Origin of the sequence: Paenibacillus sp. VTT E-133280, assembly GCF_002264385.1 — a bacterium.
Classification (GTDB): domain Bacteria; phylum Bacillota; class Bacilli; order Paenibacillales; family Paenibacillaceae; genus Paenibacillus_AQ; species Paenibacillus_AQ nitricinens.
Genome location: NZ_NFUX01000003.1, coordinates 42222 through 53953, shown reverse-complemented (window position 1 = coordinate 53953; position 11732 = coordinate 42222). Strand labels below are relative to the sequence as shown.

Genomic DNA, 11732 nt, shown 5'->3' with positions numbered 1-11732 from the left:
TGGAGAGATCAGCTCCATATTAACTTAATAACCGTTCCTTTACCTACATGACTCTCTACAGCAATCTGACCACCCATGCATTCGATCAATCCTTTGGAGATTGCCATACCGAGTCCAGAGCCGTTGGAGGTAGATGCTGTATCCGTTCCTCGATAATATCGCTCAAATAGCCGAATCATTGTTTCTTCATCCATTCCATCGCCGTCGTCAGCAAATTGAATGATAAATCCGCTGTCCGTCTGATGATGAATAAGCGAGACGGTTAACTTCGTATCCGGCGGGTTATGGAGCAACGCATTCGCAGTTAAATTGTTGACAACTCTTTCCAGCCAAGGTGTGTACAATTGAGCTTTGACTTCGGTTTGTGCAGGCAGATATACAATTCGCTGTTTCCCATAGGCAGGATTAGCAGCAGCTTGTTCTAGAGCTTGTTGCATCCAAGTGTTCAATTCAACTCCCATGGTCTCCGGTGGTTTAATTCCTGTCTTTAAACGATAGGTCATCGCAAGATCACTGATCAACATGTCCATATGGGCTGATTTATCTAACATCGTTGTTGTAAACTTCTGAACTTCCTCTTTCGACCAATCATATGACGGTTCGGCCAGTAAATGAGCATATCCTGTGATAGAGGATAATGGAGTTTTCAAATCATGGGTAACACCCGCGATCCATTCCTCTCGTAAGCTTTCCGTCTCCTCACGCAACACTTGATCTCTCTTCAAGGTTGCTGATAATTTCTCAATGGAATCCATCACATCAGCAAAAACACGATATCTTCGCCTCCATTTACCGATGGGTGTTCGACTGCGACGAAGGCCTTTACGATCCGTTGGTTCTGTATAAATGGCATTTCCAATGGAATCGAGCCATACGAGCATATGCAGCATTGGCGCACCAAAACGATGGGCTTGCCATAACGAGAGTAGTATAAACGCGATTAATAAAGCGATAAGCATAGCAACCGAGCCGATGATCACGACCTTAACCTCTTCTGGAACCCGCATTGTTTTTCCTGAATCTGCTCCCTTGATATTAGGCTCTCCGATGATCCAAGTACGACCTGACTCCTTATCAAAAGAAGATAGAACATGGTAGCCATATCGATCACTGTACATGGTTCTAAGCGCAAGCTCTTGAACGGAATACTCCGTGGGAATCATATTAGGTCTGTTATACGAAAGTAATTCCTTGCCTGATGAATCTATAAGCTGGACATAAGCTTGAGCAGATTTAATCTCTTTTTTTAGATCATCAGGAATTTCCGGCAACTCTTTCGCATCGACGGATGAATCTTCCTTTATTTTCTTTAATAAAGGATCTAATACATTAGGTGCACCATATACCAGTGTGTACTGTTTACCATTCTTTTCTTGAATCCATAAAGCGAGCTGATAAGGAAATGGCTGAGCCCCCATCCAGTAAGAAACTATTTCACCAGGACCATATTGTGTAGGTACATCTTTGGGTGTATTATAGGCACTCTCAACCTGCCCATCTTCATTAAGACTTTGAAGCCAGCCTTTATTTTTCTTCACTTGCTCCAGTAAGCTTGGGGAAAATTGAATACCGTTCTCATCAATCTTAGAAGATTCAACCAATTGCTCTAGACCCACATTAGCAAAATCACGCGTCAAACTGATATCAAGAAACCGCAGCAAGATCCAAGTTAGCGTCACAGCAGATATAGCGAGAACCACCACGCCAGTAATTGCAAGCTGAAGTACAAATTTTAACGTTAGTCGGCGTTTGATATTCATGGCATAGACAACCCTTGGCGTTCCACTTTAACCAGCTTGTAGCCAAGGCCTCTAACATTAACGATAAATTTCGGGTCAGACGGGTCTGCTTCTATACGTTCTCTAATGCGGTGAATATGCACCATGACCGTGTTATCGTCACTTAACGCTTCTTCCCCCCAAACCCTTTCATATAATTCGCTTTTGCTGAAGATTTGATTGGGATGTTTACATAAGAACAAAAGCAGTTGAAATACAAGTGCCGGACAAGAGACCGACTCCCCCTCAACGAGTAGCTCTCCTGCTGTCTCATCGAGTTTAAACCTCCCATAATCGTAAACGGTCGCAGATTTATTGTGAACGGTCTCTGCTTTCTTTTCAGCACTGAAATGGGCGGGCGAGCTTAAATATCTCCGCAGTTGTGCTCTAATGCGAGCTACCACTTCAAGTGGATTAAAGGGTTTGGTGATATAATCATCGCCACCTATAGCAAATCCAGTCAGCTTATCAAAATCAGAGGTTCGAGCTGTAAGAAATAGGATGGGTGCGTCCGTCGTCTGCCGGATAAATGGACAGATTTCGATTCCGCTGCGTCCTGGCAACATCACATCCAATACAATCAAATCATATTTATGGGCTTCGCAGGCACTCAAAGCCTCTTCACCCGTCACCGCTGTATCAATATTCAGAAAACCTTCCTTGCGCAGCACTGTCTCCATAATCTCCAAAAGCGATTGCTCATCATCCACAAGTAAAATCGAAGCTTCATTCATTGTGTAATTCCCTTTCCAAATAACCGATGTTTTTATCATCATAGCATGATTTTTCTCGCGATCAATCGCACTTTCCTTAACGGAAGCTTAATTCGTGTTCGTAGATTTCCAAAAAAGTTAAGAACGAATTCATACAAAGTTTCAGAAGCGCTAAGACTGGGTTGCTACAATTTCACTATGGGAGGCGATAAACATCGATAAAAGCGCTAAGAAAATTACAAATAAACCTGGGGTGTCAGCAAAAACAATCATGGCGATAGGATCACTTACCTTACTATTAACAGCATGTGGAGGAGGAAAAGGGGATATTAATAATGCAAAAATGGAGCAAACATCCAGTTCAGCCGTAACATCAAACGAAACCGTATTCCTGCCAGATGATCTTCCTAAGTTACTGCTTAAAGGGAACTATAAAGAAATGTACGCTCAATTTAGCCAGTCTTTGAAAGATGAGGTAAGTGAAACGGAATTAGCTGAGACTGCTAAGGAATTTACTAAGGATATCCAGTCACTGAATCAAGCTTCTGACATGCAGCTTAATGGATTTGATCGTCGCACATGGGTGAGCGATGCAGGCAATAAGGGACTTATCGGAATGTTTGATCCGGATGGAACCATTTCATTAATTCAGATTCAAGAGCTTACATCCTCCCCTGAAACCGATACAAAGCTTAGTAAGCATGAATACGCATTGCCCTTCCAAGGTGACTGGTATGTATTTTGGGGTGGAGAGAATGTCCTCGTAAATTATCATTATGAAGTAGAGATCCAGCGTTACGCCTATGATTTCATCCAAGCCAAGGAACACTATTCTTATAAAGGGGACCCGCTGAAAAACAAAAGCTATTATGCCTTTGGAAAAAATATTGTTGCACCAGCGGATGGTACAGTTGTGTCGGTAGTGAATGATATTAAAGATAATGAACCCGTCGGTGTCATGAACCCTAATCAGGCAACCGGAAATAACGTGGTCATCGATCACGGTGGCGAATACAGCCATTTAGCCCATCTTAAGAAAGGATCGATTACAGTAAAGCCAGGCGATAAAGTCAAAAAAGGTGATGTCATTGGGCTAACAGGTAACTCAGGCAACACTAGTGAGCCCCATTTGCATTTTCAAATCTCTGACGGAGTGAATTTGTTCACCTCTCATTCTATCCCTGTTAGGTGGGAGAACGGATTGAAACCAATACAAGGTGAGACGATTGCCGCTACTGAATAGCGATCTTTCGTATAAGCCAATCGCTTCTGCGGCTTCTTGCACAGTTCTCATGCTTTCAGGCAGCTCAATAACTTGGTTAGCATGAACCAATAGAGACAACATTGCGGAGCCATTAAATTATAAAACCTCGTCAGCATTTTCCCTGACGAGGCATATTTTTCACCAAGCTTATTATTCGGCCAACTTCTTTTTGATTTTTCTCCAGAAGCCGTCATTTCTCTGATTAACATGTTTCTCATTATAGATCAGCAGACTATAAGAGGACCACAGTGTAGATGTTCGAATAATTACATATGCGCCCATAGCGATCAAAATGACGCAAATTGGATAATAAGGGACTAAAACGCCTTCAGAGATCCCCTTTTTCTCCAGCAAAAAGCCCATTCCGCCTACCGCTAACATACCAGCACCCACAATACTCATAGTTACATACCTACTATTTAATCTATTCAAACGTTCCGTCAATTGTTTCACATAACCTTGATCCAACATCAGCGCCTCTTTATCCAGCACATGGTACCTTTCGTCGTTCTTCAATATGGCGGACACAAGAATAACAATACCCCCTGCCGCCAACAAAATGATAATAAGAAAGGAATAAATGACGGGTTCCTTTCTAAGCATGAAATACGGCAAAAAAGCCATAATTAATAGGCACACGCCTGTCGCAATGCGATTGGATGACTTTTGCTGATGAATCAAATACCCTTCCGCCATCTCTTGACTGACATAATACCCACGCTCTTCAACACCGCCCTTCACCTCGCCCTCCTTTAGCAAATAATCGATGGACACATCGAATAAGTTACCAATCATAAGCAGCTTTTCGGTTTCAGGGAACCCTTGTCCGTTTTCCCACTTGCTGACTGCCTGTCTAGACGTGCACAGCTTTTCAGCCAGCATTTCCTGGGAATAACCTTTTTCTTTTCTAAGTTGCAACAATTTTTCGCTAAAAGACATTGGCTTACTCTCCTTTGCTAAATATTACCTTTATTATAGAAAAACAATAGAGTAAAGGCTATATGATTGAGGTTGCGTTTGCGCCACTTGCAGTTGCAAATGCGTAATAAGCTACAATACATAACATTAGGGCATTTTACAAATGTTAATAGATATATAATGACATCAATTAATGACTAAAATTAATCTACTTCTCTAAAGAAAGGAAGGTTTAAATCTGATGTCTTTACTCCTTGGGTCACATGTATCCATGACTGGACCAAAGATGCTCCTTCGGGCTAGCGAAGAGGCATCATCTTATGGAGCGACCACCTTCCTGATATATACCGGAGCACCTCATAATACACGTCGCAAACCCATTGAAGCCTTGAATATTGAAGCTGGCCAAGCTCACATGTGCGCTAACGGCATTTCAAATATTGTGGTACATGCTCCGTTTATTGTGAACTTAGGGAATACGATATCGTCTCAGGTCTTCGAGCACAGTATAGAGTTTCTTCAATCCGAAATTATAAGAACGGAAGCTTTAGGCTCTACGCAAATTGTCCTACATCCCGGTTCCCATGTTGGTGCGGGTTCAGAGGCTGGAATCTCGCGGATCATAGAAGGCTTGAATGAAGTGTTAGCCGATAAACGAAATGTTCAGGTTTCATTAGAGACGATGGCGGGAAAAGGCAGCGAGTGCGGAGTCACTTTTGAGGAACTTGCAGCTATTATTGATGGAGTGACTCACAATGAGCGATTATCGATTTGTTTGGATACTTGCCATATCCACGACGCTGGTTATAATGTGAAGGAGGATTTTGATGGCATCTTAGATCAATTTGATCGCGTAATTGGAATAGAGCGCCTGAAGGTCATTCACGTAAATGATTCCAAGAATATTATGGGCTCGCGAAAAGACAGGCACGAAAATATTGGACACGGATATATTGGCCTTCGGGCATTACGATATGTAGTCCACCATCCTCAACTATCGACCATTCCCAAACTTCTAGAGACCCCCTCCATCGGTGAAAAGAAGTATGTCAACGCACCCTATAAGCATGAAATCTCATTGTTAAGAGGGGAGACTGATGAGCCGATAAAAAAATAAAAACCGCATACAAAATGCAGTTTTTATATCCTTATTTATTCTTCTATAGAATTATTCACAACAGATGTGGTTTCGTTCGCTTGAACCTTTTTTAGAGAGTTTTTCTTAGCGGTTAACTCTTTTGAAAGATCAGATTGTGTACGGTTTAAGTTCTTTACCTCATCGTTCAACTTTTTGATTCGCGACATTTTACTGCTCAAATCCGTGTGAGACTTACTAAATTTCATATCCTGTTCTAATTGATTAATTTTGAATTTTGATTTTTCTTTTTTGTTCTGCGTGTTTTTGATCTTGCTTTCAAGCTCCGTAATTTCTTGCTGTAATTTAGTGATCATTGGTTTATTAAAATTAATTGCCATTCTTACACCTCATATCATATTGTGTTGCTGAGAGATTATTCTACTATAAAAAGAACAAAAAAGCACACTCCTTAGAGTATGCTTCAAAGGTTCGTGCCCTTTTAAAAATAATCAGAGAAATATGGATGCTCTGGTCTAATCAGTCCTTCAAGTAAATGGATCGTGACTTCATCCGTCTGAATACGGCCGATTCGAGCCAGGTAGGTTGGCCGCTTATAGCCCATTAACATGGTTGTTAAGGTAGGAATATCAAGCGTAAGCGAAGGATTTAACCCTCCTTCTTGCAGGCTCCCCTTCCCTTCTCTATCTACGGATAAAGTAAATGTCCCTCGATTCCATTCAAGCATCGGATCACTCAGATTAAAAACAAGCTCACAGTCCTTATCCTGTCGTTTAAAAGGATACTGTTCAATAAATAAACGAACATCCACAATTCGCGCCATAAAATAGGGAGCAATCGTCTCCTTGATATCCCCATCATCTAATAGGAATGACAACGGTTCACCTTTATAAATATCCCCTTTAACCAGCTTAATCATCGAAAAATGCGCACTAATAAAATTCCACAAACCCGTTCGAGCCTCTTCAACAATGTATACCATCTCTTTGATATAAAATATTTCTTCGGCGACCCAATATAACAAGTACCCCATGGGTTCATCGTTGTTATTGTAATAAATACCAACCGTCATATCATCCAAATCCCACCGCAGATATTCTTCCCATGCTAGCTCATTACGAATCATCGCCCCATGATGCTGTACGGCAAACTGATCATAAATCACTTTGATGTCTGGATGCTCAATGGTTACGCGTTCCACATTTCCTGGGACGTTCCTCATTTTTGGCAACTGGGTATCCGGTACTTCAAATGAGATTTTATCGGTAATGATTTCCCAGCCTTTTCTTCTATAATAAGGGATTGAATACGGAAAAAGATAAGATATCGATTGTTTACGATCCCGCATTTTAGTTAAAGCATGAAGCATTAGCTTATTCATTAGACCCAAATTGGCATATTCGGGATAGGTTCCAACACCCGTTAGCCCACCCATCTCATAGATATGCCCAAAAATATTCACCTGAAATGGGTATACAGCTAACTGAGAAATGAGCTTGTCTCCATCAAACCAACCTACAACATCAGCATACTTAAGAACTGGCAACTTTGCCTGAGTGATTTCACGGTTCTCCCAGCCAAAGATTTGCAGATCGCGATTGGTCACCTGAAATACATAACGTAGTAGATTATTAAATTGCTCTGCGTGCTTGGTTTCGACATTGGCTAATCTGATTCGATCTTGTAACTTACTGCGACTCACTGTTATTACCTCCGATAAATAGTCCACTTTTTCAGCTTAGAACACTAGCTTGATCACATTGACTCAACGCATAGTATTCTTTATATACGTTGAATCAATGCATATGGTGTCCATTATCTTGAGATTTCTTTATCCACACCCAGTGAGTTCTTTTGCAGTTTAGGGATCAAAGCATAAGCAAATGTGATGAATGGACTTAACCATAAGAAGGTTGCATAAGGTGCATATTCTATAACAGGTACACCCAGAGTCACTGCGAAGAAGGCGCCACTAACACCCCATGGAATCAATGGATTAACTAATGTTCCACAATCCTCTAGCGTCCGGGACAGTGTTCTCGCTGGAATGCCTCGGCGATTATATTCATCTTTGAACATTTGCCCCGGCAATAGGATCGAAAGATACTGTTCACCCGTCATGCCGTTTACCGCAATGGAGGATGCTCCGCTCATAAGAACAATGCTGCTTTTACGCTTAAGGGGTTGAATGAGTTTACGGAAAAAAGCCTCGATCACACCGCAATGCTGAATCAAACCACCTAAAGATAAGGCAATTAAGATTAAGGATACAGACCACATCATCGATTGCATCCCTCCGCGATTGACAATGGAAGCAACCATTTCATTCCCGATATTACTGTTATATCCGTTCTGCATCACACTAAACCAGACATCGATTTCTGTCTGCTGCTGAACGAAAGCCGTCACAAGAAGACCACTTATTATTCCGACAATTAACGTAGGCAGGATCGGCACCCGCTTGATCGAACAAGCAATGACAGCTATAGGAGATAGCAGCGTTAACCAATGAATATGGAAACCATCTTGTAAAGCAAGTTTAATGTCCGTAATCGAGGTTAAGTCGATTGAGTTGCCCTTTGGTGCGAACAAGAAAAAGATTGTAGTTATAACAAGCGCTGGTAACGTTGTGTAGACCATGTTACGAATATGTGTAAATAAAGGGATGCCGGCTACTGCGGGAGCAAAATTCGTGGTATCGGAAAGTGGCGACATTTTATCACCAAAACAAGCCCCACTGATAATCGCTCCAGCAGCCAAAGTTGGGGAAATCCCCGTAGTTACTGCAATACCCATTAAAGCAACACCGATCGTGCTTACTGTCGTAAATGAGCTTCCAGTGAACATCGAGACGATGATCGTGACATATAATGCGCTCACCGCAAAATAATTCGGATTAATATAATCCATACCATAATATAAAAGCGAAGGCACTGTCCCGCTCATCATCCATACCGCAATCAGAATTCCGATCAGCATGAGGATTAGAATTGGCATGATGGCCGTTTGTATCCCTTGAATAATGGCAGATTCGATCTTTTTCCAAGAGAACCCAAACATCCCTAATAAGACGGCCGTGCCTATTGTAGTTACGAGAAGCGGCAGATGCGGCTCCGCTTTCAATAGAAAGATGGATACAAATAGAAGTGCGAGAATAAAAATGATGATGATCATGCTTTTTGAGAAACTAAGCTGACGTTCCATGACAATAATGCTCCTTAACATTGTATTGGGATAATAATAATGATTAATCGCTTCCTCACTTTCAAGCTTTTTTGCTTTTTGGCATTGAAGCGCAGAGGTAATCTTAACGAAAAGAATGAGGACAGTCAATGTAAAGAACATACATTGAAGGAATTTCCATAAAAAGTTCATAAAAATATAAAAAAGTGCTGGCTATTATGCCAACACTTTTGACTTTTTTCTTAACCCAGCTTCCTACAATTTTAATTGCCTGAGCTACCATTACTATTAGAGTTTTTCGGTTCTGCTGAAATGTAAGTTAACGGATAGGACTGACCCCCTAGTAACATCCTATGACCCTGGAATTCATCATATAGATTGATACGAATGCTTCCTCCCCTTAATATTTTGTGGAAGTTACTATTAAATGAGGCTAAGTATGATTTATTCTTACCCATTGGCAAATCTGCCCCCAGTTCCAAAGTCTTTTCCATGGATTGTCCGTAAGGGTCAATGAGTTCTAAGACTAACTTATGTTCATAGTGACCTGCTTCAAAATCTTCTTTCTCGGATAAGCTATAGTTTACAACTACATCTAATGTGCCTTTCTCTTCAGTAATCGTCCCCGCTGCATTGGCAACCGATAAGTTGTAAGGGAATAGATCGACACTTGTTAGATTATTGTGTGGGATTACTGTATTAGGAGTAAGTGCTAATTTAACACTATTAATAAATCCAGTGGATGTCCCCCCTAAATCTGTAAGCTTGCCGTCAGCAATCCCTTCCCCAATATAAAGCATAAGATCGGATGTACTCACTCCTTGCGGAAGTTTACTCCAGATAGTAACCAAATTTTTACCATTTGGGCTTGTTGGAGTTATCGATTGGCTAACCACCGCCTTGAAAAATTGGTTATCAGGTGTCTTGTAATAAGCCACAAGCTGTGCCTGTTTTGACTGGCGCGGCTCTTCGTTAATCATTTCCAGTTCCGTATAGATCAAGTTAGAACTATTTTCATTATAAGTGGTTGTCCGGCGCTCGCTAACTTTTGCTTTTTTGCTTAACGAGTTCATTTGATGAGTTTCACCTACAGAAATTGTATGAATTACATTATTTAGCGAACTTGTATTCATAGAGAGAAACTTCGTAACTTCATCTCCTGAGGTGGCCTGCAGTACAATCTTTAGCTGATTGAAACTATAAGTATATGGAACTTTCGCTATCACATAGATCTCTGTTGCTTCATTAGGAGCAAGCGACGTTTGCGTATTTGTGGTCACGATCTGGGCTGAGCTGCTCAGATCACTCATTCCTGCTTTGACTATAGCTTTGAGAGAAGGTAACTGTACTGAGGTTAAGCCGGTGTTACGGATGCTTATATTAGTTACGATTTGATCCGTATCATCCCATGGTAACCGCTGATAGGAGACCAGCTTCACCATAAATTTTCCGTACCTGTTCTGGACCGTATACTCTTGACCCATCAGATTATTGTTCTCCAGAGAATAAGGGATGTTAAACTGCGCAGTTGGAAAAATAACCTTGTCATCAACAGAGGGCTCCGTCCATTGCAACTGCAGCTTACCTTGATTAAGTTCTAATGGCACGTCCGCATTAAGATTGATAATTTTCTCTTCAAGCGGTTTCAATGTTACATTTTCAAGTGCTTTTGAATCTACCGGAATACTAAATCCTTCAGCAGCTTTAACCGTAAGCTCGTATGCAGGTAGCGTGATAGCTTTATTTCCAAAATTCTTAAGACGGAACTCAAGATTCCATTTCGCGGAATCATTTTCCGAATATACAGAAGCACTCTTCAATTGCATTTCAACGGTGTTATTCTTAATAGAAATCTTCTTAACAGCATAATTAGCCACAGCCAAGTCAGAAGTTGTTACTGCAGGAAGCTTGAAAGATTTAACTGGAAGCATTATTTTCAAAGTTTCATCTTCTTGCGCGAATTGCAATATCATTTGTTCAGTCTTCATATAAGAAGGAACTTCCGTTAAATAGTAAACCGTCTTCTTCTCTTGAGACTGTACATTGAAACTGCCACTGACGTTCTCCAGCTTAAGATCGAACACCGAACCACCGGCCGATTTCAGGTATGCTTTATAAGCGGTGTCGCTGAGCACTTTTTTACCCAAATTCGTAAAACTAACGCCTACTCTCATATAGATTTTCCCATTCATCTTAAGCCTTTGCAGACTTTCTGCTCTGATGTTTACTAGCAGATTTTCCATAGTGATTTCCTTGCTCTGACCTTGAGGAACGACAGCTGAATAACTAGCTGGAATGGTAAATACACCTAGCTTTTTCTGATAATCCTGGCTACTGAAATCCCAAGTAAATAGGGTTACTTTAGTACCGTTTAATCGTGTGGACTTTCCAATATTCACGTAATACGTGACGATTTGGCTACTATTAGGAGGTATGATTTTTTTGGTGACCTCTCTCGTGATAGGTTTGCCTTGAATGACTGATCCACCATTTGTAGTAACCCTAGAGAAATAATCAACGTGAGCTACACTATTGCTGCTACCATTGCTATAACTAAGTGTATATATAAGTATATTACCGCTCGGTTGCTCTAAAATATCCATATCTATCAGCTTCACGTTGACATTACTTTTCAAAGCTATTGAACCAAGTTTGTCAAAAATGAATACCGCTGCGTCTGAAACTCCTGTCGATGCTGCGTATGTGCCGTTTGCAAGAGATTGGCTAAACATCATTGCACTGAGCAGAACTGCAGCATATGACTTTAATCGTTTGTACAT

General features: G+C 41.1%; 9 protein-coding genes. 2 read left to right on the top strand and 7 right to left on the bottom strand.

The features are described from left to right. Positions 1 to 8 precede the first annotated feature (8 nt). Both CA600_RS02210 and CA600_RS02205 read right to left on the bottom strand, forming a co-directional pair. Positions 9 to 1760, bottom strand: coding sequence for a sensor histidine kinase (locus CA600_RS02210; RefSeq protein ID WP_094868710.1), 1752 nt, complete (start codon positions 1758 to 1760; stop codon positions 9 to 11). Further along, positions 1757 to 2512: a response regulator transcription factor gene (locus CA600_RS02205; protein WP_094868709.1), complete on the bottom strand. Its 756-nt coding sequence runs from the start codon at positions 2510 to 2512 to the stop codon at positions 1757 to 1759. The genes CA600_RS02210 and CA600_RS02205 overlap by 4 nt, the downstream gene beginning before the upstream one ends. Before the next feature lie 250 nt (positions 2513 to 2762). Here CA600_RS02205 and CA600_RS02200 point away from each other — a divergent pair, with 250 nt between their 5' ends. Further along, positions 2763 to 3734 carry a M23 family metallopeptidase gene (locus CA600_RS02200; protein WP_256989687.1) on the top strand — a complete coding sequence of 324 codons (972 nt, stop codon included), beginning with the start codon at positions 2763 to 2765 and terminating at the stop codon, positions 3732 to 3734. 171 nt (positions 3735 to 3905) lie between these two features. Here CA600_RS02200 and CA600_RS02195 read toward each other — a convergent pair whose 3' ends face one another. Next, the gene (locus CA600_RS02195) at positions 3906 to 4694 is read right to left on the bottom strand and encodes a helix-turn-helix domain-containing protein (protein ID WP_094868707.1); all 789 of its coding nucleotides are present in this window, start codon (positions 4692 to 4694) and stop codon (positions 3906 to 3908) included. A 220-nt stretch (positions 4695 to 4914) separates the two neighbouring features. Between CA600_RS02195 and CA600_RS02190 the strand changes: the two genes are divergently transcribed. Further along, positions 4915 to 5790 (top strand): deoxyribonuclease IV, encoded by an 876-nt coding sequence (locus CA600_RS02190; RefSeq protein ID WP_094868706.1) that lies wholly within the window; start codon positions 4915 to 4917, stop codon positions 5788 to 5790. Between the two features lie 35 nt (positions 5791 to 5825). Here the strand turns inward: CA600_RS02190 and CA600_RS02185 are convergent, their stop codons facing one another. The 4 genes from CA600_RS02185 to CA600_RS02170 form a co-directional block, all read right to left on the bottom strand. Next, complete coding sequence (locus CA600_RS02185) at positions 5826 to 6149, bottom strand: hypothetical protein (protein ID WP_094868705.1); 324 nt, start codon at positions 6147 to 6149, stop codon at positions 5826 to 5828. A gap of 101 nt (positions 6150 to 6250) precedes the next feature. After that, positions 6251 to 7471, bottom strand: a complete 1221-nt coding sequence (locus CA600_RS02180) for a GNAT family N-acetyltransferase (RefSeq protein WP_094868704.1) — start codon at positions 7469 to 7471, stop codon at positions 6251 to 6253. 113 nt (positions 7472 to 7584) lie between these two features. Continuing rightward, entirely contained in the window at positions 7585 to 8973 is a 1389-nt protein-coding gene (nhaC, locus tag CA600_RS02175; protein ID WP_341134726.1) for a Na+/H+ antiporter NhaC, read from the bottom strand. Positions 8974 to 9215: 242 nt separating this feature from the next. Beyond that, positions 9216 to 11732 carry a hypothetical protein gene (locus CA600_RS02170; protein ID WP_094868702.1) on the bottom strand — a complete coding sequence of 839 codons (2517 nt, stop codon included), beginning with the start codon at positions 11730 to 11732 and terminating at the stop codon, positions 9216 to 9218.

What these genes read in the sequence shown, in the direction of transcription:
- CA600_RS02195 (WP_094868707.1), bottom strand. Translation starts at nt 4,694, where the DNA reads ATGTCTTTTAGCGAAAAATTGTTGCAACTTAGAAAAGAAAAAGGTTAT.
- CA600_RS02190 (WP_094868706.1), top strand. Translation starts at nt 4,915, where the DNA reads ATGTCTTTACTCCTTGGGTCACATGTATCCATGACTGGACCAAAGATG.
- nhaC (WP_341134726.1), bottom strand. Translation starts at nt 8,973, where the DNA reads ATGGAACGTCAGCTTAGTTTCTCAAAAAGCATGATCATCATCATTTTT.
- CA600_RS02210 (WP_094868710.1), bottom strand. Translation starts at nt 1,760, where the DNA reads ATGAATATCAAACGCCGACTAACGTTAAAATTTGTACTTCAGCTTGCA.
- CA600_RS02205 (WP_094868709.1), bottom strand. Translation starts at nt 2,512, where the DNA reads ATGAATGAAGCTTCGATTTTACTTGTGGATGATGAGCAATCGCTTTTG.
- CA600_RS02170 (WP_094868702.1), bottom strand. Translation starts at nt 11,732, where the DNA reads ATGTACAAACGATTAAAGTCATATGCTGCAGTTCTGCTCAGTGCAATG.
- CA600_RS02200 (WP_256989687.1), top strand. Translation starts at nt 2,763, where the DNA reads ATGGCGATAGGATCACTTACCTTACTATTAACAGCATGTGGAGGAGGA.
- CA600_RS02185 (WP_094868705.1), bottom strand. Translation starts at nt 6,149, where the DNA reads ATGGCAATTAATTTTAATAAACCAATGATCACTAAATTACAGCAAGAA.